This is a genomic window from Agreia sp. Leaf244, assembly GCF_001422695.1.
Taxonomy (GTDB): Bacteria; Actinomycetota; Actinomycetes; order Actinomycetales; family Microbacteriaceae; genus Agreia.
In genome coordinates, this window is the sequence record NZ_LMLX01000002.1 from 592356 (window position 1) to 615474 (window position 23119).

Below are 23119 nucleotides of genomic sequence, written 5' to 3' on the forward strand. Positions count from 1 at the left end.
GCCCGCTAACACCCGTCGCGACCAGCAACACCCGCGGCCCATTCCGGTTACGGCGCGAGCAGCGCCGCCGCGATCACCAGCACGGGCACCGACGCGATGGTCGTGATGAGCACCGTGTCGCGGGCGATCACCACTCCCCGCTCGTAGCGCGATGCGAAGTTGAACACGTTCTGCGCCGTCGGCAGGGCCGCGAGCACGACGACCCCGAACAGGTGCATGGCGTCGAGGTCGAACACGAACCGGCCCACGAGATAGGCCACCACGGGCATGACCACGCTCTTGAGCAGAGCCGAGGTCAGCACGTCGCGACGGCCTGTGCCGGGGGCGAGTGGGCGCTGCCCGGCGAGCGACATGCCGAAGGTCATGAGCACCAGCGGAATCGTGGCGGCGCCGATGAGATCGAACGGCGCCATCACGGGCTCCGGCAACGTCACGCCGAAGACGCTCAGCAGCAGTCCCACCAGCGACGCGATGATCATCGGGTTGCGTACGGGCTGGGTGAGAAACGATCCGATGGATGCTTTGCCTCGCGTCACCGTGTCGAGCACCGTGAGCGTGAGGGGCGCCATCACGATCAGCTGGAGCATCAGCAGCGGCGCCACGAACTGCGGATCTCCGAGCACGTAGATGGCCACGGGCAGGCCGATGTTGTTCGCGTTGGAGTACGACGCGGCGGCCGCGCCGACGGTGGTCTCGGCGGCCGGTCGGCGGAAGAAGATGCGCGACAGGGCCACGTAGAGCCCGATCGACACCGCGATCGTGATGACCGTGACCACCAGGAACGACGAGAAGATGACGCTCACGTCGGCGCGCGCGAGCACCGTGAAGAGCAGGGCGGGGCTGGTGACGAAGAACGCGATGCGGTTGAGCGGCTTCTGCGCATCGACCTGCAGGATGTTCGTGCGCCCCACGACATAGCCGACCGCGATGACGAAGCCGATGATGGCGAACCCGGTGAGCACCCCGGCCATGCCCGGCTCCTAGCGCACGGTCGATCGACCGAGGGCGGCGACGATGGCACTCTCGATGAAGGGGGCGAGCGTGAAGGCGAAGGTGCGCGTCAGGTGATCCTGGTCGCGGTAGACGTTCGCCCCGCCGATCACAGGGAAGCACTTCGACGAATCGCAGTACGTCTGCGTGAAGTCGAGGAGGGTGACGTCTTTCTGCTCGGCCTGAAGCTCGTATGCGGCGGCGGCCAGGCCGTCGAACTGGCCGAGACCCTCCTTGATCGACTCGGAGCAGTCGGCCGGGTCGGAGATGCGGAGGCACTTGTTGGGGTCGGTCTCCCACGACGGGTTGTCGACGAGGGTCACCACGGGCGTTCCCTGGTCGAGCTGCGGGGTCCAGGCCTCGACGAAGCCGGCGGTCGTGGCCCGCGCTTCGTCGCTGTCGAATTCGACCGTGTGATCGGCGAGCGCGGCCGTGAAGATCGCGTCGTAGGGAGCGACCTCGGCGAGTTCGGCGTCGAGCTTCGACCGCCAGTCGGCGCACGAGGCCGCGAAGGCGTCGCCGCCCGCGATCGGGGTCGTGCTCCAGGGGCAGGCTCCCTTGAGGTACGTGGTCAGGTGCCAGCCGTTCGTCTCGGCGAGCTCGATCAGCGGGTCGAGCAGCGAGTACGCGTGGCTGTCGCCGATGATCGCCACCCGGGGCGCCGCATCCGACGTCGTGTCGCCGAACTCGCAACTGGTGAGCGTGGAGTCGTTGAGAGTGACCAGGCAGTCGGGGTGCTGCGGCCGGTCGGCGTTGCCGAACCCGGGGCTGGGGATGATCTGACCCTCGAGCTCGGGATTCGAGCAGAAATCGATCTTCTCGAGACCGTCGGTGAGCCCGGATGCCGCACCGAAGCAGTCGGGCATCGTCTCGAGAGTGCTACGCAGCTCGGCGGCCGCCGCGTCGTACTTCGGCTGCTGCACGAGGCTCGTGACTCCGACGACGAGAGTGACCACGGCCATCGCCGCGATCATCGACACGAAGGTGAATCGGGGCTTGCGACGCACGAGCGGCTTCCAGGCCCTGGTCGGGTCCTCGATGAACCTCTTCGTGAGCCACGCGATCACGAAGCAGAGCACGAAGAGCACGAGACGGTTGATGGTCGAGAGCCCCCAGCCCGGAACGAACGGGGCGATGACGATGAGCGGCCAGTGCCACAGGTAGAGCGAGTACGAGATGTCGCCGACGAAGCTCACCGGGCGGAGGCTCAGGACGCGGCCGGCGTCGTACCAGCGCTCGCGGTGCGAGGCGAGGATGATCGCCATCGTTCCGACGACCGGCAGGATCGCCGCGGAGCCCGGGAACGGCGTGGACTTGTCGTAGAAGTAGCCGCAGCCGAGCACGATCGCGATTCCGCCGTAGCCGAGCACGTTCGACAGCCACGCCTTCGTTGGGCGCAGCCTCGGCAGCAGGGCGAGCACGGCGCCCGCGCCGAACTCCCACATACGGGTGAAGGTCACGAAGTAGGCCTGGGCCGCGTTGGTCTGCGTGTAGACGATCGAGAACACGAGAGACAGGATGCTGACGGCCACGACGACCGCGAACAGCGCGTTCCAGCGCTTGCCCGACCCGAACTTCACCGCGAGCCAGGATGCGCCGAGGAGCATCAGGGGCCAGATCAGGTAGAACTGCTCCTCGAGCGACAGCGACCAGTAGTGCTGCACGAGCGTGGCCTCGTTGGCCGCCGCGAGGTAGTCGACGGAGTTGGCCGCGAGCGCCCAGTTCTCGACGTAGAAGGTCGACGCGAGGATCTCGCGCAGATTCTCTCCGAGGCTCGACAGGGGCAGGATGAACAGCGTCGCGAGCGCGGAGAAGATGAGCACGGTGACCGCGGCGGGGAGGAGCCTGCGCACCCGCTTGGCGTAGAAGCCGGGCAGATTAATGCGGCCCCCTTGTGCTGAGCCTGTCGAAGCATCCAGCTCTCGGGCGAGCTGTCCGGTGATGAGGAAGCCCGAGATGACGAAGAAGACGTCGACGCCGATGTAGCCGCCCTGCAGGCGGCCGGGCCAGAAGTGGTAGACGACCACGAGCAGAACGGCGATGGCCCGCAGACCCTGCAGGTGGGGAAGGAAGTGGGCCGGGGTGCCCGCGGACGCGCGCGTGCGGGAGGGCGGCGGGCTCGTATGCATATCGCTGACCATGCTAGCTGGCGGCGTCTGGGCGTTAAGGTTGCCTCATGCCTAAGACCGTGACCTGGGACTACATCGACGAGTCCAGCTTCAAAGCCGACGACCCCGAGAAGGCGCTCGCCGTAGCCGAGGAGTTCCTCGCGCTCGCCCGCGACCCCGAGACCTTCTACGACGACGACGTGACGCCCGCCGCCGTCTTCATCGCCGCATCCGAGAGCTTCTACGACGCCCTTCTGCCGTTGCGCGCCTACGAGGCCGCGCGCGAGGCCCAGGATGCGCCGGGTGACGCCGCTCCCGACAAGCGCGTCTACCTGATCGAGGGCCTGCTGCGCACCGGCCAGGAGGCGGAGGCGAACGAACTCGCCAAGGCCCTGCGCGCGGAGAAGCCCGAAGACCCGATGGTGTACTCGTTTCTGGGCGACAGCTACGACGCCGCGGGCGACGCGCACAACGCCGAGCGCTGGTTCGACATGGGCATCGAGATGGTGACGAAGGTCATCAACGACGCCGACGACCTCGATCGCGACGAGCTGGCGGATGCCATGGAGACGCGCGAACTGCTCATCCTCGGCCGCCACGCCGTGCGGCACGCGGCAGGGCACAAGCCCGACGACCTCGACGAGGAGGCCCTCGAGATTCTCGAGGAGTACGACGAGGTCGACGACGACGAGGACGACAAGAAGTAGAGCGCCCTTCGACAGGCTCAGGGAACGGATCGTTCGTCGAGCCTGTCGAGACGCGCTTCGTCGAGCCTGTCGAGACGCGCTTAATGCGGGCGTAACATCGGCGGCGGATACTGGAGGGCATGTCTCCAGAAGAGTCGGAGAACGCGTTCGGGCAGCCACAAGCATCGCCCTCCGTTCCCATCACCGTGTCCATCACCCGCGCAGTCGATCCCGACAGGATCCCCGACGTCACCCGCTGGGTGCAGGCGGGGGTGAACCTCGCCAATCGCTATCCGGGCTTCCTCGGTTCGGGCTGGGTGAGGCAGGGCGCCGACTCGGTGCACTGGCACATGCTCTACCGCTTCGCCGATGCGACGCTGCTCGAGAAGTGGGAGTCGTCGGCCGACCGGCGCGCCTGGCTCGAGGGCGGGCGCGAACTCGTGCGCGAGTCGCGCGTCGAGAAGCGCACGGGCATCGAGGGCTGGTTCGACCAGCCGCAGGTGCTGCAGGCGCCGGATGCCGACGGCCAGGCCTCTGCGACGGTCGCGCCGCCGAGATGGAAACAGGCGACGAGCATCTGGCTGGGATTCTTCCCGGTGAACCTGGCGTTCACGCTGCTCGTCACGACGCTGCTGCCGGGCTGGAACGACCTGGCCACCGCGCTCAAGGTGCTGCTGACGACTGTCGTTCTCACGCCGATCATGGCCTACTGGGTGCTGCCCGGCGTCACTCGACTGCTGAGGCGCATCGGCTTTCTCTAGCCCCGTCGCGATAGTTGTGAGAAATCAATTTGTTTTGAGCCCCGCACAGGTGAATGATGTCAAGGTGACCCACGATCTCATGACCCCCGAGAAGAACGTCCAGCGCATCATGTGGACGGGAACCATCTGGTTCGTCGCTGCCGTCGGGGCATCGGCAATCACTCTGGGCTTGCTGCTGTCGAGCGGATGGCGGCCGGCGCTGCTGGCGAAGGGCCTCGCGCTGCTGTGGTGGATCGGTGCGGGCCTCGTCGCCGTGAGCATCGGACTGATCGGCTGGTCGGGCTGCCCCATTCTCGAGGTCGACGTGCCGACCGCGGACCGCAACAAGACCCGCACCATGCAGCTGGGAACGATGCTCTTCATCGTGGGCGGCGCGGCCGCCATGCTCGCAGTACTGTTGGGCCCGGCCGGCTGAATCCCATGATCCCCACCGCCTCCCCCGGCCCACTGAACGTGCTCGTCTGGGGCGAGAACCGACACGAGCAGCTCGAACCGGCCGTCGCCGAGCGCTACCCTCACGGCATGCACGGCGCCATCAAAGAGGGCATCGAAGAGAATCTGGGCGACTCCGCCGTCGTCACCACGGCCACCCTCGACGACCCCGAACACGGTCTCACCGAGGAGGTGCTCGCGCGCACAGACGTTCTCGTCTGGTGGGGCCACGCCGCGCACGCCGAGGTCTCCGACGAGGTCGTCGAGCGGGTGCACCGGCATGTGCTCGCGGGCCTCGGGCTCGTCGTGCTGCACTCCGGCCACTGGTCGAAGATCTTCGGCAGGCTGATGGGAACCAGCTGCACCCTGCGCTGGCGCTCCGACGAGGATCGCGAGCTGGTCTGGACCGTCGACCCCACGCATCCGATCGCCCAGGGCGTGCCGCACCCGATCATCATCGAGCAGCAGGAGATGTACGGCGAGTTCTTCGACATCCCCGCGCCCGATGAGCTCATCTTTCTCAGCACGTTCAGCGGGGGCGAGGTCTTCCGCAGCGGGTGCACGTGGCGACGCGGACACGGCAAGATCTTCTTCTTCAGCCCGGGCGACCAGGACTATCCGGTCTATCACCACAGCGACGTGCGCCGCGTGATCGCGAACGGTGTGGAATGGGCCCGCACCGTGCGCCCGGAGCGACAGGTGCCGACCCTCCTGCGCTACGACAGGGAGGACTTCTTCGCCGGCCACGGCTACGAGGGCGCCCTCCGCGCAGACGTGGCCGAATGACCGCGTTCGCGACCATTCCGCACGACGGCGACCCCCTTCCCGTCGTCCTCGTCGGGGCCGGAGCGATGGGCCGGGCCTGGCTCGCGACGATCGAGACGTCTTCCGACGTGCGTCTCGCCGGGCTCGTCGACCTCGACACCGACCTCGCTCGAGCGGTTCTCGACGATGCGGGGCTCGCCGACGTGCCGGTGGGGTGCGGCGTCACTGAACTCGCCGCCCGCACAGGGGCCCGGGCCGTGATCGACGTGACCGTTCCGGTCGCCCATCATCCCGTCAACACCGAGGCCCTGTTCGCGGGTCTGCCCGTGCTGTGCGAGAAGCCGATCGCCCCGACCGTGGCCGAGGCGCTATCGCTCGCCGCCGCCGCGGAGGTGACGGGGCAGCTGCTCATGACCAGCCAGTCCCGGCGGTACTACGGCACCCTCGCCGCGTTCCGAGACCGGGTGCGTTCACTCGGCCGAGTGGGAATCGCGACGACGCACTTCTTCAAGGCACCGCACTTCGGCGGCTTCCGCGAGACGATGCACAGCCCGCTGCTCGTCGACATGGCGATCCACGCCTTCGATGCGTCGCGCTACGTTCTCCACTCCGAGCCCGTGTCGGTCTTCTGCGAGAGCTTCAACCCGGCCTGGAGCTGGTTCTCCGGAGACGCGGCGGCGACCGCGATCTTCGAGTTCGCCGGGGGCACACGCTACGTCTACACCGGCAGCTGGGTCAGCGGTGGCGACGAGACCTCCTGGAACGGAACCTGGCGAGTGAGCGGGGAGCACGGAACCGCGACCTGGGACGGCGAGAGCGCCCCGGGCGCGACGGGCGAGGAGATCGCCGGTTCGCTGGCGGAGTTCGTCGCGTCGCTGCGCTCGGGCGTGGTGCCGTCCGGCGAGGTGCACTCCAACACCGTGAGTCTCGCGATGGTCGAGGCGGCGGTGATCTCCGCGAGCACCGGCCGGCGCGTGTCGATCTCCGAGGTTCTCGAGCAGGCCTATGCCCGGGCCCTCGAGGTGGAGACCCGCGACGACGTTCGAGCGGCGCTCGAGGGATGGGGCTCCACCTCGGCCGCGATCTGAGCCGGCGTGGCCACTCAGCCGCGGGTCAGGCGGCAGAAGCGACGGCCGCCCGCAGTGAAGGATCGGTCGACGGCGAATCCGGATGCGTGGGCGATCTCGCGCAGGCGGGTCAGGCCGATCTCGGCCCACGGAAAGGCGGCGCTGCGCGCACCGTCGGCGCCGACGAGGGCCGCCGTATAGGAGTGGTCGCGATCGTCATCGGCGTGGAGTTCGACGACGAGCCGCCCCGACTCGGCGAGCACCTCGCGGCAGCGTGTCAGCAGGGCTGCGACGTCTCCCCCGATGCCGACATTGCCGTCGAGGAGCAGCGCGGTGCGCCAGAGCCCCTCCGCAGGAACACGGTCGAACACCTAGCCGAGCGCGACGGCCAGACCGTCACGGCGAGCCAGCGCGACGACCTCGGGCGAGACATCCAGGCCGAGGGCCACGAGACCGTACTCGCCCGCCGCCCGCACCATCCGGCCGGGACCGCATCCGATGTCGAGCACGGGACCGGGGGCGTGCCGCAGCAGTGAGCGGTCGACCTCGTCGGCGTCGGCGCTCCACTTCGTGACATCAAGGTCGAGCAGGGCCGTCGAGCCACTGCGCCCGGCCTCGCGCAGTTCGAGGCGTCCCGCGGCGCCATCCCTGAGCGCCCGGGCGTAGGGCTCGTCTCCCCCGCGGCCGAACGTGGCATCGGCGGGGTTCTGCTGCAGGAGGCTCATGGACTGTATTCGTGCCCGAGCATCGCAACGGATTGTCTTTCGGCCGAGGCGACAGAAGGCGACAGCGCCACGACAGCGCCACGACAGCGGGCCGCTGAACGATGGAGACAACTTCAGCGAAAGGAAGTCCACCCATGGCAACCAGCTCCGACTGGGCCGTCGAGGCCACCGGCCTCGTCAAGATCTTCGGCGACAACCGCGCCGTCGACGGCGTCGACCTGCGCGTACGAACCGGAAGCGTCTACGGCGTTCTCGGCCCGAACGGCGCCGGCAAGACCACCGTCATCCGCATGCTCGCAACCCTTCTGCGACCCGACGCCGGCCACGCCACCGTCTTCGGGCACGACGTGCAGCACGAGGCGCAGATCGTGCGCCAGCTCATTGGCGTGACGGGGCAGTACGCCTCGGTCGACGAGACGCTCAGCGCAACCGAGAACCTCGTGCTCTTCAGCCGGCTCAACGGTCTCGGCCGCGCCGAATCCCGGGTCAAGGCCAACGAGCTGCTCGAGGAGTTCGGGCTGACGGCCGCCGCCAAACGCCCGCTCAAGAACTTCTCCGGCGGCATGCGACGGCGCCTCGACCTGGCCGCGAGCCTGATCTCGCAGCCCCCTCTCATCTTCCTCGACGAGCCGACCACGGGCCTCGACCCGCGCACACGTTCGCAGATGTGGGACACCATTCGGCGGCTCGTCAGCACGGGATCGACCGTGCTGCTCACCACCCAGTACCTCGACGAGGCAGACCAGCTCGCCGACCGCATCGCCGTGATCGACACGGGCAGGGTCGTCGCGGAGGGAACCGCCGACGAGCTCAAGGCCTCGGTGGGGAAGTCCTCGCTTCAGCTGCGCCTGCTCGACCCCGCCGATCGAGACGACGCCGTGCGCGCCATCCGCTCGGTGCTCGGGGTCGACGTGACCCTGTCGCCCGAGGCCGCACGCATCACCGCGCCCATGCAGGATCCGGACCGCATCACCGACCTCCTCGTCGCGCTGCGCGAGCAGAACATCAGCCTCACCGAGCTCGCCGTGCAGAAGCCGACGCTCGACGAGGTCTTCCTCACCCTCACCGGGCACGGGGTCGAGACCGACTCCGCGACCCAGCCCGACGCATCCGAGACCCCGAAAGGACGGGTGAACGCATGAGCACCATCACCTCGACCATCCAATCCGGCGTGAGCCGGGAGCTGCGCAACCACGTGAGCGTCGGCCAGACCGTGCGCAACTCGTTCTCGATGGCCTACCGCGGCCTGCTGAAGGTGAGGCGCACCCCCGAGCAGCTGATCGACGTCACGCTGCAGCCGATCATCTTCACGGTGATGTTCACTTTCATCTTCGGAGGCGCCATCGCCGGCGACGTGGCGAGCTACCTGCCCCTGCTCATTCCGGGCATCCTCGTGCAGACCGTGATCACGACCTCGGTCGTGACCGGCGTGCAGCTGCGGGAGGACATGGACAAGGGCGTGTTCGACCGCTTCAAGTCGCTGCCCATCGCCCGCATCGCCCCGCTCGCCGGTGCGCTGCTGGCCGACACCGTGCGCTACACGATCGCCACCACGATCACCTTCGTCGTGGGCTTCATCCTGGGCTACCGGCCCGAGGGCGGCATCGGCTTCGTGGTGCTCGCCGGCCTGCTGGTGATCGTCTGCTCGTGGGCGCTGAGCTGGATCTTCGCGTTCTTCGGCGTGATCGCCCGCAGCGCCTCGAGCGTGCAGGGCATCTCGTTCCTGGCGCTCTTCCCGCTCACCTTCCTGTCGAATGCGTTCGTTCCGAGCGACACCATGCCGGGGTGGCTCCAGGCGTTCGTGAACGTCAACCCGGTGTCGCACCTGGTGTCGGCGGTGCGCGACCTCGCGAACCTCGGCACGATCGGCGGCGACTTCTGGCTGGCGCTGCTCGGAGCCGCGGTCGTCGTGGTGATCTTCGCTCCGCTCACCGTGCGCGCCTACATGCGCAAGGCATAGAGGCGCGTCCGCTCTGCTCATTACTGCAAGCGCAGGGCGGGAGACGACAGCAGCTCGGAGATGCGCGCCACGCGCTCGTCGCGAGTCAGACGGCCGGATGCCTCGAGCATCCGGCCGTACTCGTCTGCCCCGACGGCCGCGCTCACGTGTGCGACGTGCTGCTCGATGCGCATGCTCGGGCTGTCCTGCCGCGGCGAGATGCCGGATGCGAGGGCGAGCAGTTCGGCCGCCAGCTCGGGCTCGTCGAGGGCGTCGAGGGCCCAGCGGGCCATGGCCACGGTCGCCGTTCCGAGCACGGGCCTGTCGAACTGGATGCTCCGCCTGCGGAACTCGACGAGCAGCCGGATGCGCAGGTCGCGCCCGTGGTCGCGCAGCATTCGCGCGTCGGCGACAGCGTTGGTATCCGCAGCGGCGTCGCCGTCCGCAGTGGCGTCGCTGTCCGCAGCGGCATCGCTTGCGGCCTGGCACTCCGTGGCGACCAGGATGGCGAGGGCGATGAGAGCCTCGGGGCGCAGGCGCTGAGCCGACGAGCGCGCGCGGTCGACGCTCGTGCGGTACCCCTCGGTGCCGAGCGCACGATGCCGGGCTGCCGCAGCACGATCTCCGGCCCGCGCGGCCTTAGCGGCGCGGGCGAGCTCGACCTCTGCGAGGCCCGCCCGCCCGTTCAGCGCGAGCATGCCGTCGTCCAAGCCCCCCTCGACCGCAATCACCTCGTGGAGCAGGACCTCGGCCTCGTCGAGTTCGCCGAGTCCGATCCGGGCGATGGCGATGGCCCAGGTCAGCTGGTGCAGATCGCTGAGGGCGCCCATGTCGCGCAGACCCTCGCTCGCGATCGGCGCCCAATCGAGAACGCCCTGCCAGTCGCCGGCCTCGCTGCTGAAGAGCACGAGCATCTGGGCGCTCATGGTCGAGCCCCACTCGTCTCCGACCTGCTCGGCCAGCTCGCGGGCGCGCAGCGCGAAGACGCGCGCACCCTCGACGTCGCCCCCGTTCTCGGCGAGCTGGGCGCCCATCACGTTGCCGAGGATCGCGGTGCGGGCATCCGGATGCGCCTGGGTCGCCTCCACGGCGGAGAACGCGGCCGACAGGTCCTCGATCGAGAGCACCAGGCGGGCCATCGCCTGCAGCTGCGGATACGCCACCTCGACGCGGTCGACGAGTCTCCGCAGCAGCACGATCGCCCGAACTGTCGTGCTGAACTGGAACAGTCCGAAGGTCGCCGCAGTGATCACCAGCGCGAGCACGGCGAGCTGCCCCAGGGCAGCGGCCGGCCGGTAGCCGCCGAGCATCGCCATCACGGGGGCACCGAATGCGAGCACCTCGGAGTGAGCGCCCCGCAGGGTCCACAGATAGGCGAGCGCGGCGTACACGCCGACGGCCGCATCCTGCTCGCCGTCGGCGATGGCGCGCCGGAGCACGGCGACGAGGTTGTCCTGCTCGATGCTCGCGGGGCTGTCCCTGAGGCGCGCGCTCTGCCCCGATCCGAACCAGAGTTCCGCGGAGTCGAGGGCCAGGCCGATCGCCCAGTCGCGTTCGTGCTGCGCCAGCTCCTTCTCGTCGACGATCGAGCCGATGCCGCGGTTCCCGAACTCCCTGACCGTCTCGAGCATCCGGTAGCGGGTGCCCTGCGCCGTCTCGGTGACGACCACAAGCGACTGCAGCACAAGACCGTCGAGCGCATCGGCGGCCGCGCCCTCCCGGCCGGCCGCGCGCATCATCGTCTCCGCCGTGCGGAGCGAGAATCCGTCGGCGAACCGCGACAGGCGCACGAGGAGCTGCTGCTCGTCGTCGTGCAGCATGTTCCAGCTCCACTCGATCACGGCGAGCAGCGTGCGGTGGCGCTCCGGGGCCGAGCGGTCGCCCGACGTGAGCAGGGCGAACCTGTCGACGAGCCGGGCCTCGATCTCCTCGACCGAGAACGAGCGCACGCGGGCCGCCGCGAGTTCGATGGCGAGGGGAAGACCGTCGAGCCGATCGCAGAGCCGCTCGACGACGGTCAGCGGCAGACGAACGGATGGCCGGGCCGCGCGGGCGCGATCGACGAAGAGCGTGACCGCCGCCGCCGCGGAACCGTCGTCACTCGTCGAGGGAAGCGGCTGCAGCGAGTAGACCTGCTCCGCTGCGATGGAGAGGGGCGAGCGGCTCGTGCAGAGGATCGTCAGCTCTGCGGACGCAGCGACGAGGTCGGCGGCCCAGATCGCGGCGGCGTCGATGACGTGCTCGCAGTTGTCGAGCACGAGAAGGGTCGGCTGCCCGCCTTGCGCTGGCTGACCGACGAGGGCGTCGAGAATGCGTCGACGCACGTCGGGCACCACGATCGGGTCGCCGATCCGGCGCGCCGACTGCACCTCCCGGATTCCCAGCGTCGACGCGATGAGCAGCCCGACATCGTCGCCCGACGCGATGCTCGCGAGCTCGACCACGGCGACCGACGAGCCCGCCAGGGCGGCGCGCGCCGCAACATCCTGCGCCAGCCGCGTCTTGCCGAGACCGCCCGAGCCCAGAAGCGTGACGAGCCGGTGACGACCGAGCAGCTCGAGCACGCGACGCGCGTCGTCGTCTCGCCCGACCATGTCGTTCGGCGCCTGGCGCAGGCCGATGCCGAACGCCGGCCGGAGCATCCGGGCCTGCTGCCCCTGGGGTGCGCTCTGAACGCTCTGAACGCTCTGGCCGTTCGACGCCCTGAGGATCGCCGCGTTGGCCTCGACGAGGGCCGGCGACGGGTCTGTACCCAGCCGCTCGGCCAGCAGCTCGCGGTGGTCGGCGAAGCGCTGAAGCGCTGACGCGAAGCGCCCCGCGTCGACCGCTGCGTTCATCGCCTCGAGCTGGGCCTTCTCGTCGAGAGGGTGCGCCTGGGCGAGCTCGTCGAAGGCCGCCGAGGCGTCGTCGGTCAGGCCGAGCGCCGCGAGGGCCCGTGCCCGGATGCGACGGAGCGCATCTCGGGCGCGCTCGGCCCGGTGGGCGAGGGCGGCGGCGACGGGCGCGGTCGGAGGGAGGTCGGCCGCCGGCTCGCCCCGCCAGAGCGCGAGCGCCGTCTCCGCCTCGGCCAGCGCGGTCTCGGGGGCGCCCGGAGTCGCGAGGCCGTCGAGAACGGCCTCCGCGACCAGCAGGTCGATCGACGGCCGGCCCAGCGCGAGTCGGTATCCCGCGGCCGACGATTCGATGATCGGCGACGGCTCCAGGGCCCGGATACGAGAGACGAGTGTCTGCAGGGAGGCCCGGGGATTCTGCGGCGGCTCGTCGCCCCACACGTCGTCGACCAGGCCGTCGATGGAACGCGGCCGGCCGCCGGCGAGCGCCAGCGAAGCCAGCACGGCGCGGCCCAGCGAACCGCGAACGGGGGTGGGCTCACCCGCCGCCGTCACGAGCTGGATCGGGCCCAGGAGGGCGAGGCCTCCCACGGAGGCCTCCCGCCCCAGTGAATTAGAAGACAGTGATGGCAGCCTTCGTCGTCACGGTGTCGTACACGGACTCGAGGTCGCCGCCGGACTTGCAGGTGACATCGACGTAGAGTCCGCTGCCGAGCTCGCCGAACGCTCGACCCGCCAGCTTCCAGTTCGAGCCGTCGGCGTCGGTTCCCTGCATCAACAGGGTGTCGACGAGGCCGGCATCCTCGAAGTTGTACGAGATCGTGCTGTCGGTGGCCTTGCCCGCGATCGTCGAGTCGTCGGTGTCGAGGACGACGGCCAGGAAGCTCGTGGTCGTCGCGCGGTCGTCGCCCGCGGTCACGGGAACCGTGTCGCCGAGTCCGCCCTGGTGGAACGATACGGTGCAGAGGCCCGAGGGGTCGAGGTAGGACCAGTTACCGTTTCCGTCGTCGGGGCTGGCCACGGTCCATTCGGAGTCGATGATGAACGGGTCGGCGAACTGGGCGACCGTGGTCGCGTCGAGGTCGTTGCCAGCCTCGAACGTGAGGTCTCCACCGAGCGAGTCGGGCGCGGCCGTCGAGGTGAAGGGATCGGACGTGTAGCTGTAGTCGTCGGAGTCGTAGTTGGTGGCGATGGTCGCGAAGAGCCCGATGCCCGCGATGGCCATGACGACCAGGGCGATGATCGTGATGATGCCGCCGACGATTCCGGCGTAGCCGAGGACCAGGCCCGCGATCGCGAGCCCCCGCCCCTTCTCCGCCGTGCGCTTGATCTGTCCGAGCGCCATGTGCCCTGTGATGACGGCGACGAGTGAGAGGAAGAAGGCCGAAACGAACGAGACGATCGCGAGCACGTTGTACCGGGGTTCCTGCACGGGCGAATAGCTGCCGCCGGGCTGGGCGCCGTACGGAGGCGTCGCGTTGCCGTACCCGTTTCCGTACCCGTCGCCGGGCGGAACCGGCGCCCCGTATCCGGGGGCGGGCGGCACGGAGGGCGGGGTGGGCGGCGTCTGGCTCATGCGGTTCATCCTAAAGGGGGACGTGCGTCGCGTGCAGGATTCGTGCACCGCGGGCGGCCCCTGCCGCAGCAAATCGATGCTCCGGGCACGAAACCACGGCTCGATCGCCCGTAGCCTCGAAGCACGGCGCATGCCGCGCCCCACGAGCACTGTCCTTTGGATCGGAGGTTCCCCATGCCCACCACAACGACCACCCAGTACGTCGTTCCCGCGATCGGCGATGAACCCGAGGTCGTCGAAGACGCGTCCCTGGCCGAGACCTCCGCCGCCTGGACCGGCCTCAAGGCCGCCGCCACGCAGCTGCAGTCGCTGCAGATCAAAGACGGCTCCGTGCCCGACGCGGCAGACCACGAGCGCGCGGCCGACCTCGTCGCCGTGATCTCGGCATCCATCGCGGCCCTCTCGCCGGCGTTCCCCCACGACGCCGAGTATCACGAGGCCCTGCGCGCCGACTTCGCCCGCTGGGCGGCCGATGGCTTCGGGGTTCCCGACTTCCTCGACTCGCTCGTGCTGTTCCACCCCGAGAGGCACCGCTTCAACGGCATCCGGCACCTGGTCGTCTTTCCGATGACGACCCAGAACGGCTCGGCGTCGCGGCTCGTCGAGGCCGTGCTGATCGAGGTCATCTGGCCGGAGTTCGTGGCCGAGCTCGAGGCGGGCGACTACTCGAACGCCCTGTTCGTTCCCATCCGCTTCGTCGACTTCACGCCCGGCTACGACACCAACTCGGCCGTGCTCTTTCCCGAGACCGTCGCCACCCGCAGCATCCCGACGTTCACCTGGGGCGCCATCTTCGCCGACAGGGAAGCGGCCCGATTCCGCACCGTCGTGCGGGCGGCGGCCGACACCACGGGGCTCGAGCTGCCCGACGACGCCGCCCGGCTGCTGACCGACCAGGCCTTGGCCGAGCGCACCTTCGTGATGTGGGACCTCATCCACGACCGCACCCACATGCGCGGCGATCTGCCCTTCGATCCGTTCATGATCAAGCAGCGCATGCCGTTCTTCCTGTACTCGCTCGAGGAGCTGCGCTGCGACCTCACCGCGTTCCGCGAGTCGGTGCGCATCCAGCGTCGCCTCGAGGCGCTCGGCGAGGCCGAGCTGTCGGATGCCGATGCGCACCTTCTCGAGCACGCCCGGCTCGTGCAGTACGCGGTTCTCTTCGACCGCATCTTCCGTTTCGCGCTCACGGGATCGCGCGTGCGCAACTACGACGGACTCGGCGGCCAGCTGCTGTTCGCGTGGCTGCACCAGCACCACGTGCTGCACTGGACCGACACGAAGCTCACCATCGACTGGCCCGAGGTCGCCGACAGCGTGCTCGCGCTCGGAAAGCAGATCGACGAGCTCTACTGGCGCTCGATCGACCGGCCCAAGGTGGCGCACTGGCTGGCCGCCTACGAGCTGGTCACCGAGACGGTCACGCCGAACCCGGCATCCGTCTGGGCCCGCGGCCCGCAGGCCCTGCCCCTCGACGGCCCCCCGCGCGCCCTGACCGACGCGATCCTCGACGACGAGTTCCCCCTCTCGATGTTCTACGAGGCGCTCGCGAAGAAGATCGGAGACGTGATCCTCTCGACGGAGGGCATCACGGGAACATCGCACCAGTAGCGTTGGTCGAGTAGGCCGCCAGCGGCCGTATCGAGGCCAGCCGAACGCAAGGAGAGGGCCACATGGAGGTTCGCAACAGGGTCGTCGTTGTCGCGGGGGCCACCAGTGCGTCGGGGGTTGCGACCTCGCGGGCGCTGCTGGGTGCGGGTGCTCGCGTCATCGCGGTCGGGTCGAATGTCGAGAGGCTGAGCGCGTTCGAGCGAAGCGTGCCCGGCGCCACGACGCGAGTGTGCGATCTGTCGAAGCTCGCCGCTGTCACGGAGCTCGCCGACTCGGTCTCGCAGCAGTTCGGCGCCGTCGACGGGCTGATCCACCTCGTGGGGGGATGGCGCGGAGCGGCGGGCATCACAGCCCAGAGCGACGACGACTGGGCCGCGATGGAGTCGGGCTTCACCACCCTGCGCAACACCTCGCGCGCCTTCTTCGATGCCCTCGTCGCCAGCGAGGCCGGCCGGCTGGCGATCGTGTCGTCGAACTCGGTCGAGCGTCCGACCGCCGGGGGCGCCAGCTACACCGCGGCGAAGGCAGCCACCGAGAGCTGGGTGCGCTCCGTCGCAGACGGCTTCCGCCGCGCGCAGTCGGGCAGCAAGAGCGATCCGACGCCCCAGCGTGCGGCCGCCGTGCGGTTCTCGATCATGGCGCTCGTCGACGACGACATGCAGCGAGACAACCCCGAGAAGACCTACGCCGGTTTCACCCACGTGGATGCGCTCGGCCAGGCCGTGGTCGGACTCTGGCAGGGCGACGCGGCCGAGCTCAACGACAGTCGCGTTCCGCTGGGCTGACAGCTGGTGCCGTCCTAGGCTCAAGCCATGAAGATCACCGACACGTCAGACCTGTGGTGGAAGAGCGCCGTCGTCTACTGCCTCGACGTCGAGACCTTTCTCGACTGGAACAACGACGGCATCGGCGACTTCGCCGGCCTCGCCCACCGACTCGACTACCTGGCCGAGCTCGGGGTCACCTGCCTCTGGCTCATGCCGTTCTATCCGACGCCCGATCGTGACGATGGCTACGACATCATCGACTTCTACGGCGTCGACCCGCGACTCGGCTCTCTCGGCGACCTCGTCGAGTGCATCCGCATCGCCCGCGACCGCGGGATGCGGGTGATCGCCGACCTCGTCATCAATCACACGTCGGACAAGCACCCCTGGTTCCGGTCGGCACGGAGCTCGAGGGATTCGCAGTACCGCGACTACTACGTGTGGCGCGACGAGCCGGTCGACGACGGAGAGCCGGTCTTCCCAGACCAGGAGAACAGCAACTGGGAGCTCGACGAGAAGACCGGTCAGTACTACCAGCACGTCTTCTACAAGCACCAGCCCGACCTGAACATCACCAACCCGGTGGTTCGAGACGAGATCGCGAAGGTCATGGGGTTCTGGCTGCAGCTCGGTCTCTCCGGATTCCGCGTCGACGCGGTTCCCTTCCTGCTCGACGCGTCGGGCGTTGTTGGCGGGTCGAAGCTCCTTCCCGATCCTCACGCGTACCTGCGCTCCCTGCGCTCCTTCCTGGGTCGCCGGAGCGGCGACGGTGTGCTGCTCGGCGAGGTGAACCTTGCGCGCGCAGAACAGGAGCAGTTCTTCGGCGGCTCGGAGGGAGACGAGCTCACGATGCAGTTCGACTTCATCGCCATGCAGAACCTCTACCTGTCGCTCGCGCGGCAGGATGCTCGCCCGCTCATCGAGGCGCTGCTGTCCCGCCCGGCGGGCTCGCCCGACTCGCAGTGGGCGAACTTCGTACGTAACCACGACGAGCTCACCCTCGACAAACTCAGCGACGACGAACGGCAGGAGGTCTTCGACGCCTTCGGCCCCGAGGAGCGCATGCAGGTCTATGGCCGCGGCCTGGTGCGCCGCCTGCCCACCATGCTCAACGGCGATCCCCGGCGCATCCGCATGGTCTACAGCCTGCTGTTCTCGCTGCCCGGCACGCCCGTGCTGTTCTACGGCGAGGAGATCGGCATGGGTGAGAACCTCGACGCCGATGGCCGCATGGCGGTGCGCACTCCGATGCAGTGGAACGGCGGCGCCAACGGCGGATTCTCCAGCGCGTCGAAGCGTCGCCTCCGCAATTCCGTGGTCGAGGGAGGTTTCGCACCGGCGCACGTCAACGTCGAAGATCAGCGGCGCGACCCCGAATCCCTGCTGCGCTTCATCCAGAACCTGGTGCGGCACTACCGCAATGCGCCCGAGTTCGGCTGGGGCGCCTTCGAGGTGATCGACCAGCCGAACACGGCGGTCTTCGTGCACTCGCTCAGCTGGGACGGCGGCCGCGTCGTGGTTCTGCACAACTTCGGCTCCGAGCCCGCCGATGTCGCGCTGACGCTCGGCACCGAAGACGACGACGTGCTGAACGACCTGCTCTCGGGCGATTCCGTAGCGCTGGATGCGCGTGGCCGGGCCACGATCGCGCTCGACGGCTACGGGTTCCGCTGGCTGCGGGTGGTACGGGGCAGCGACACGACGCAGTATTGAGATCTGATCTGACAAGGGGGTGGTTGCGAGCGGCCTGTCCGCATAGCGTGGCTGGCATGACCCACGAGAAGCGCACCCATGGATTGTCGTCAGAAGCAGACCTCGAGAAGGACACGTCGTACAGCCCATCGAGCGAGCGTGACGATGATGTGCTCGAGAACGAGGCGGTCACCGACAGCGACGCCGTCGACACGGACATGGACTCCTCGGAGATCCTCGTGCTTCCCGGCACGGGAGGCCCCGACGATGTCGGCGACATCGAGGTGGACCCGTCGGAGTTCAACCTGAGCGGCGATTCGATCCCAGGGCACCCGAAGCCCGCGTCGCACCCGCACTAGCCGGCCGCCCTTCGCATCCGCCCCCGTTGGGCGCATGCGCTGCCGCACGACCGGGCGCGGATGTGCCGACAGGGCGCGGATGCCTCAGGACACCAGGCGGATGAAGGCGCTCAGCTGAGCGAGGGCCTCTTCGGATCTCGGCAGCGCGTCGGTGAGGGCTGGCGAATACACGAGGTAGGCCGCCCACTGCGCGCGGGAGATCGCGACGTTGAGCCTGTTCGCCAGGAGCAGGAACTCGAGGCCCCTCGGCACGTCGTCTGCCGACGACGCGGCGAGCGACACTATGGCGACCGCGGCCTCGCGGCCCTGGAACTTGTCGACCGTTCCCACCGGGATCGACTCGTACCCGGCCGCCGCGAGCCGCAGCCTGAGCAGTTCGACCTGCGCGTTATACGGCGCCACCACGATGATGTCGGTCTCGCCGAGCGGCCGCGAGACGCCGCGCGACGACCAGGTGCGGCCGAGAACGGAGTCGACGATCCGGGCCACGGCGTCGGCCTCCTCGGGAGAGGATGTCGAGCGCTCCGCGTGGTCGATCGGCACCGGATGCAGCCCCGGCTGGACGCCCTCGAGCCGTCGATCGGAGGCGTGCGACACCAGCCGGCCCTCGTAGGACAGCTCGGACACCGGTGCACACACCGCGGGGTGCATGCGCCACGACGTCGCGAGGAAGTAGCCGAACTCGGGCGGCAGCACGTCGTGCCCCGCAGACAGCCAGCCGAGGGCGGACTCGTCGACCGGCTCGGGGTGGGTGCCCTGGCTCACCTGCGGCAGCTGCTGCGGGTCGCCCAGCAGAAGCAGGCGCGTCGCCGCCACGGACGAGGCGATGGTGGAGGCCAGCGAGAACTGGCCGGCCTCGTCGACGACGAGCAGGTCGAGCGACTGCCTCGGGATGCGGGACGCGTTGCTGAAGTCCCACGCCGTTCCGCCGACGACGTAGCCGCCGTCGCGGGAGGTGAAGCGCGCGAAGTCGGTGGGCGACAGCACGGTCAAGGCAGGCTCGGTGTCGCCGGCGCTCGCCGCTGCGGACGCCTTCTTGCCCACCAGCGACCGGTCGACGCCCGCACCCACCACGGCACGCAGCATGTTCTCGACCGCGGCGTGCGACTGCGCGACGACGCCGATCCTCCACCCGTGCTCGTGCACCAGACGTGCGATCACGTGCGATCCCGTGTAGGTCTTGCCCGTTCCCGGAGGGCCCTGCACCGCGAGGTACGAGCGGTCGAGGGTGAGCAGCGACTCGACGAGGGCCGAGGCCACGTCGCCGACACCGTCGGCGCCGACGGTCACGGGAGCGAGGGTCGCACGCGGCGGCCTGCGACGCAGCACGTCGTAGGCGGGGTCGACGAGCGGCTCGGGATGCGCGTCGAGGATCGCCCTGCCCCACTCGTTGATGGCGTCGACCTGGGTGCCGGGCGGCGGGGGCGTGCCCGGTGTCAGGGCGACGGGCAGCTCGTCGTAGTGGGGCGCGTCTTTCTCGAGCATCTCGTCGACGACGATCGTGCCGTCGTCGAGGGTCTCGACGACGGTGACCCTGCTGTGGGCGGTTCTGGCGCCCGGTTCTCGCCCGCGCAGGATCGGCGGGTAGGGCGCGTCGTAGAGAATGAACGGACTCTGCCCCGGCTTGATCGAGCTGCCCGGCGCGAGGATTCCGCGCAGGCCGAGTCGCCGCCGGTCGCTGCGCTGCCTGCCCTCGCGGAACCAGTCGCGCAGCACGACCGCGTCGGTCACGACGAGAACGTCGCGGGTGTCTGCCCACTCGTCGATGGGGCCCGTGAGCCGCGCGAAGTGCTGCCACCAGAACGACTTCTGCTCACGCCGGTGGTAGTCGATGGCGGCGGATGCGAGTGCGAGCGCCGTGTCGTCGGCCGTGCGCTCTGCAAGCGGCACCGCCGCAGACAACGCGGCGAGTTCGAGGTACACCGGATCGGGCTCGCGCACCGGGAGGTCGAAGTCGAGCCTGCCGCCGGCCTCGGGAACGGAGTCGCGCGACACCGACGCGGCCCGCTCGAGCAGCCAGTCCCTCAGCCTCAGCGTGCTGACGCAGTCGTAGGTGTTGTAGCGGGCGATGTCGTCTTGCACCCGCGCCGACCCCGCCACGTCGCCCGCGGCGAGCAGCTCTCGCGAGCGCACGTACTCCGTGATGGAGTCGGCTGCATTGGCCACGCCCGCCCGCTCGGCGTCGCCCATGTAGAGCGGCTCGAGCTTCTTCAGCGAGTAGCTGTGCGTGCCGATGCGCACGCCCTGCCGCACGATCGGGTACAGGTCGACCAGCACGTTCTGGCGCAGCAGGTCGTCGACCGCGTCTTCTCCGACGCCGTGCCTCGCGGCCAGCGTGAGCAGATGCGTGCGCTCGTAGGAGGCGTAGTGGTAGATGTGCATCAGCGGATGCCGGGCCCGGCGCTCGGCCACGTAGTCGAGGAAGTCGATGAGCGCCTGCCGCTCCTGGGCCAGATCGTGCGCCCAGAACGCCACGAACGTCTCATCCGGTTCGACGAGGCCGAACAGGTAGTCGAGGCCCCACGCGGAGCCCTCCTGATAGAGGGGGTCGCCCTCGAAGTCGAAGAAGATGTCGCCGTCGTCGGGCACCGGAATGGCGGCGAGCGGTGCCGGATCGGCGATCTGCCAGCTCAGCGCCTGGCCCGGGGCCGGCGGTTCGAGCTGCATGCGCGCCTGCCCCGCGAGCGACTCGAGCGTCGACTGGGCGAGGCCGGCGACGGGGCCCGTGGCCACCGCGAGCTGGTCGATGCTCTGGATGCCCGCGGCCCGCAGGCGCGCCCGTTGCGTGAGCCGCATGCCCGCCACGAGCAGCACGTCGCGGGTGCGTTCGACCTGCTCGGCGCAGGCGGCGCAGCGCCCGCATGCCGTGTAGCGCGGATCGCCCCACGGCGTGGCCTCGGGATCGGCCACGCGGTCGTCGACGAGCTGCTGCAGGCGTGCGCGCCGCCGACGATAGACGGGCAGGATGTCGCGCAGCCGATGCGAGGTGGTCTTACCCGTGCCGAGAATGAGGTGCACTGTCTCGCTCGTGGGGATGCCGTTCTGCTGCAGCTGATCGGCGTAGGCCGCGAGCTGCAGCAGCGCCGTGATCTTGGCCTTGCGGGCGAGCTTGGTGTCGTACACCGAGTAGGCGGGCGCGTCGTCGTCGTCGACGCCGTCGCGCACCAGGAAGTCGGAGTAGCCCAGGAACCGCCCGTCGAAGAACGCGCCCTGGAACACGACGGCCGCCCCCGAGCGAAGCGCGTCGAGGGTCTGCTCGGCGGCGACCGCCACCTGGTCGATCGCGGGGCGCTCGATCTCGACGACGCCGCCCTCCTCGCGCAGCTGCTCGAGCGTCGCGAGCTCGTGCAGGTCGCCCAGCGTCGCCGTGCGCCGCAGCATGTCGTCTTCGGCCTCGACGACCGCGTCGATGCGGCCGAGCTTGGCGTCGAGCCTGCGCATCAGGGCCCATTCGCACGCCGCTGCTGCGGTGAGGTCGCTGGCGGAGTAGACCACCGTGCCGTCGAGAAGGAACATGGATACGCCTAACCTTCCGTCGTCGTACCCACGCTAGCGGGAGCCGCCGACACCGTCCGAGGCATCCGGAGCGAGTAGAGCGACGCTGCCAGGAAGAAGACGGCGCCCACGCCGAACGCGACAGGGAACGAGAAGGCGTCGACCAGCGCGCCCGCCGCGAGCGGCCCCACGATGGCGCCGATGTCGGAGCTCATCGAGAAGATGGCGATGCCGCGCCCGCCGCGTCGGCCGACGACATCGCCGACGGATGCCGCGGGCGCGATCCCGAGGAACGCCGAGACCACCCCGTAAAGGCTGAGCAGAACAGTGAGCGTGACGATGTCGCCCGTGAACGAGATGGCCACGGTCAGCACCGCAGCCGCGGCCAGCGACAGCACGAGGGCCGGCTTGCGCCCTGCGCGGTCGATGAAGCGCGCAGCCGGGCCGAGTGCCAGGGTCTGTGCGACGGCGGCGATGGCGAACGCGATACCCGTGAACGAGCTCGGTCCCTTGATCACCTCGACGACGATCACGGGGATGAGGGCGCTGCGCACCCCGAAGGAGTTCCAGCCCTGCGCGAAGTTCGCGAGGCAGGCGGCGCGGAAGCGCGCATCCCGCAGCACGTCGCGAAGGGGAACCAGCGGGTTCACCGAGCCGTCGGCATCCGGAGCGCCCGCGGCCACGGCCTGCCCGTCGGCGGGCTGCGCGCGGGGTCGCAGCAGCACCAGGCCGACGATTCCGGCCACGGCGAGGGTGCCGGCATAGAAGAAGAACGGAGCGGTGAGCGAGATCGTGGCGAGGAGGCCTCCGATCGCGGGGCCGGTCATTCCGCCGATGAGGAAGCCGCCCTGGTAGAAGCCCACGGCGCGGGCGCGATGCGCGGCGCTGGTCGAGCCGAGCAGCAGGGTCATGGCGGCGACCGTGAACATGGCCGAGCCGATTCCGCCGACGCCGCGCAGGATCAGCAGGTGCGGGTAGTCCGCGGCGATCCCGACGAGTCCGCTCGAGACGGCGACGATGCCGATTCCGACGGCGAGCACCACACGCTCGCCCATCAGGTCGATGAGCTTGCCGACGAAAGGGCTCGCGACCAGGCGCATGAGGGCGAAGGCCGAGACCACGGCGCCGACCTCGGCGTAGCCGACGCCGAAGCTGCGCACGAAGACGGGCAGAACGGGAACGACCACACCGAAGCCGACCATCACGAAGAAGGCGATGAGACCGAGAACGTAGACGTCGCGGGAGAGGCGCTCGCGAGGAGCAGAGCGGAAGAGGCGTGGCACTACCTCAGGCTACGGGCGTTTCGAGCTTACGT

The 23119-nt window shown here is 69.3% G+C and carries 19 protein-coding genes; 11 read left to right on the forward strand and 8 right to left on the reverse strand.

Features of this window, described 5'->3' with window-relative positions; all coding sequences use genetic code 11:
• Nucleotides 1–47: 47 nt before the first annotated feature.
• Both ASF06_RS07630 and ASF06_RS07635 read right to left on the reverse strand, forming a co-directional pair.
• A complete protein-coding gene (locus ASF06_RS07630; RefSeq protein WP_055945291.1) occupies nucleotides 48–971 on the reverse strand; it encodes an AEC family transporter in 924 nt (307 codons plus the stop codon).
• 9 nt (nucleotides 972–980) lie between these two features.
• Nucleotides 981–3119, reverse strand: coding sequence for an acyltransferase family protein (locus tag ASF06_RS07635; RefSeq protein WP_162237688.1), 2139 nt, complete (start codon nucleotides 3117–3119; stop codon nucleotides 981–983).
• Nucleotides 3120–3166: 47 nt separating this feature from the next.
• Here ASF06_RS07635 and ASF06_RS07640 point away from each other — a divergent pair, with 47 nt between their 5' ends.
• From ASF06_RS07640 to ASF06_RS07660, 5 genes are all read left to right on the forward strand, one after another.
• Nucleotides 3167–3805, forward strand: a complete 639-nt coding sequence (locus tag ASF06_RS07640) for a hypothetical protein (protein WP_157439113.1) — start codon at nucleotides 3167–3169, stop codon at nucleotides 3803–3805.
• A 119-nt stretch (nucleotides 3806–3924) separates the two neighbouring features.
• Nucleotides 3925–4545: a hypothetical protein gene (locus ASF06_RS07645; protein ID WP_055945296.1), complete on the forward strand. Its 621-nt coding sequence runs from the start codon at nucleotides 3925–3927 to the stop codon at nucleotides 4543–4545.
• A gap of 64 nt (nucleotides 4546–4609) precedes the next feature.
• On the forward strand, nucleotides 4610–4960 hold the full coding sequence (locus tag ASF06_RS07650; protein ID WP_055926657.1) for a hypothetical protein: 351 nt from the start codon (nucleotides 4610–4612) through the stop codon (nucleotides 4958–4960).
• 5 nt (nucleotides 4961–4965) lie between these two features.
• Complete coding sequence (locus tag ASF06_RS07655; protein ID WP_055945299.1) at nucleotides 4966–5763, forward strand: ThuA domain-containing protein; 798 nt, start codon at nucleotides 4966–4968, stop codon at nucleotides 5761–5763.
• A complete protein-coding gene (locus ASF06_RS07660; protein ID WP_055945301.1) occupies nucleotides 5760–6830 on the forward strand; it encodes a Gfo/Idh/MocA family protein in 1071 nt (356 codons plus the stop codon). Before ASF06_RS07655 ends, ASF06_RS07660 begins: the two co-directional genes overlap by 4 nt.
• Nucleotides 6831–6844: 14 nt before the next feature.
• On the opposite strand, the gene ASF06_RS19990 is transcribed toward ASF06_RS07660, so the two are convergent.
• Together ASF06_RS19990 and ASF06_RS19995 are read right to left on the reverse strand one after the other, a co-directional pair.
• Entirely contained in the window at nucleotides 6845–7180 is a 336-nt protein-coding gene (locus tag ASF06_RS19990; RefSeq protein WP_235500933.1) for a hypothetical protein, read from the reverse strand.
• Entirely contained in the window at nucleotides 7181–7534 is a 354-nt protein-coding gene (locus tag ASF06_RS19995) for a methyltransferase domain-containing protein (RefSeq protein WP_235500934.1), read from the reverse strand.
• 134 nt (nucleotides 7535–7668) lie between these two features.
• Here ASF06_RS19995 and ASF06_RS07670 point away from each other — a divergent pair, with 134 nt between their 5' ends.
• Entirely contained in the window at nucleotides 7669–8676 is a 1008-nt protein-coding gene (locus tag ASF06_RS07670) for an ATP-binding cassette domain-containing protein (protein WP_055945304.1), read from the forward strand.
• Nucleotides 8673–9494 (forward strand): ABC transporter permease, encoded by an 822-nt coding sequence (locus ASF06_RS07675; protein ID WP_200920336.1) that lies wholly within the window; start codon nucleotides 8673–8675, stop codon nucleotides 9492–9494. The genes ASF06_RS07670 and ASF06_RS07675 overlap by 4 nt, the downstream gene beginning before the upstream one ends.
• A 20-nt stretch (nucleotides 9495–9514) precedes the next feature.
• Here the strand turns inward: ASF06_RS07675 and ASF06_RS07680 are convergent, their stop codons facing one another.
• A complete protein-coding gene (locus ASF06_RS07680) occupies nucleotides 9515–12895 on the reverse strand; it encodes an AfsR/SARP family transcriptional regulator (protein WP_055945308.1) in 3381 nt (1126 codons plus the stop codon).
• 22 nt (nucleotides 12896–12917) lie between these two features.
• Nucleotides 12918–13880: a DUF4190 domain-containing protein gene (locus tag ASF06_RS07685; RefSeq protein ID WP_162237689.1), complete on the reverse strand. Its 963-nt coding sequence runs from the start codon at nucleotides 13878–13880 to the stop codon at nucleotides 12918–12920.
• Between the two features lie 174 nt (nucleotides 13881–14054).
• Between ASF06_RS07685 and ASF06_RS07690 the strand changes: the two genes are divergently transcribed.
• From ASF06_RS07690 to ASF06_RS07705, 4 genes are all read left to right on the forward strand, one after another.
• Nucleotides 14055–15491, forward strand: a complete 1437-nt coding sequence (locus ASF06_RS07690; RefSeq protein WP_055945312.1) for a DUF6421 family protein — start codon at nucleotides 14055–14057, stop codon at nucleotides 15489–15491.
• Nucleotides 15492–15553: 62 nt separating this feature from the next.
• Nucleotides 15554–16276: an SDR family oxidoreductase gene (locus ASF06_RS07695; RefSeq protein WP_055945314.1), complete on the forward strand. Its 723-nt coding sequence runs from the start codon at nucleotides 15554–15556 to the stop codon at nucleotides 16274–16276.
• A 27-nt stretch (nucleotides 16277–16303) separates the two neighbouring features.
• Nucleotides 16304–17971, forward strand: coding sequence for an alpha-amylase family protein (locus tag ASF06_RS07700; RefSeq protein ID WP_055945316.1), 1668 nt, complete (start codon nucleotides 16304–16306; stop codon nucleotides 17969–17971).
• A gap of 56 nt (nucleotides 17972–18027) precedes the next feature.
• A complete protein-coding gene (locus ASF06_RS07705) occupies nucleotides 18028–18309 on the forward strand; it encodes a hypothetical protein (RefSeq protein WP_055945318.1) in 282 nt (93 codons plus the stop codon).
• An 84-nt stretch (nucleotides 18310–18393) separates the two neighbouring features.
• Here the strand turns inward: ASF06_RS07705 and ASF06_RS07710 are convergent, their stop codons facing one another.
• Both ASF06_RS07710 and ASF06_RS07715 read right to left on the reverse strand, forming a co-directional pair.
• Nucleotides 18394–21825 (reverse strand): TM0106 family RecB-like putative nuclease, encoded by a 3432-nt coding sequence (locus ASF06_RS07710; RefSeq protein WP_055945320.1) that lies wholly within the window; start codon nucleotides 21823–21825, stop codon nucleotides 18394–18396.
• A gap of 8 nt (nucleotides 21826–21833) precedes the next feature.
• Entirely contained in the window at nucleotides 21834–23087 is a 1254-nt protein-coding gene (locus ASF06_RS07715) for an MFS transporter (protein ID WP_055945321.1), read from the reverse strand.
• Nucleotides 23088–23119 lie beyond the last annotated feature (32 nt).

Bases quoted from the DNA above. Each gene is read 5' to 3' on its own strand.
- ASF06_RS07630 (WP_055945291.1), bottom strand. From the start codon at position 971: ATGGCCGGGGTGCTCACCGGGTTCGCCATCATCGGCTTCGTCATCGCG.
- ASF06_RS07635 (WP_162237688.1), bottom strand. From the start codon at position 3,119: ATGCATACGAGCCCGCCGCCCTCCCGCACGCGCGCGTCCGCGGGCACC.
- ASF06_RS07640 (WP_157439113.1), top strand. From the start codon at position 3,167: ATGCCTAAGACCGTGACCTGGGACTACATCGACGAGTCCAGCTTCAAA.
- ASF06_RS07645 (WP_055945296.1), top strand. From the start codon at position 3,925: ATGTCTCCAGAAGAGTCGGAGAACGCGTTCGGGCAGCCACAAGCATCG.
- ASF06_RS07655 (WP_055945299.1), top strand. From the start codon at position 4,966: ATGATCCCCACCGCCTCCCCCGGCCCACTGAACGTGCTCGTCTGGGGC.
- ASF06_RS07660 (WP_055945301.1), top strand. From the start codon at position 5,760: ATGACCGCGTTCGCGACCATTCCGCACGACGGCGACCCCCTTCCCGTC.
- ASF06_RS19995 (WP_235500934.1), bottom strand. From the start codon at position 7,534: ATGAGCCTCCTGCAGCAGAACCCCGCCGATGCCACGTTCGGCCGCGGG.
- ASF06_RS07670 (WP_055945304.1), top strand. From the start codon at position 7,669: ATGGCAACCAGCTCCGACTGGGCCGTCGAGGCCACCGGCCTCGTCAAG.
- ASF06_RS07675 (WP_200920336.1), top strand. From the start codon at position 8,673: ATGAGCACCATCACCTCGACCATCCAATCCGGCGTGAGCCGGGAGCTG.
- ASF06_RS07685 (WP_162237689.1), bottom strand. From the start codon at position 13,880: ATGAGCCAGACGCCGCCCACCCCGCCCTCCGTGCCGCCCGCCCCCGGA.
- ASF06_RS07690 (WP_055945312.1), top strand. From the start codon at position 14,055: ATGCCCACCACAACGACCACCCAGTACGTCGTTCCCGCGATCGGCGAT.
- ASF06_RS07695 (WP_055945314.1), top strand. From the start codon at position 15,554: ATGGAGGTTCGCAACAGGGTCGTCGTTGTCGCGGGGGCCACCAGTGCG.
- ASF06_RS07700 (WP_055945316.1), top strand. From the start codon at position 16,304: ATGAAGATCACCGACACGTCAGACCTGTGGTGGAAGAGCGCCGTCGTC.
- ASF06_RS07705 (WP_055945318.1), top strand. From the start codon at position 18,028: ATGACCCACGAGAAGCGCACCCATGGATTGTCGTCAGAAGCAGACCTC.
- ASF06_RS07710 (WP_055945320.1), bottom strand. From the start codon at position 21,825: ATGTTCCTTCTCGACGGCACGGTGGTCTACTCCGCCAGCGACCTCACC.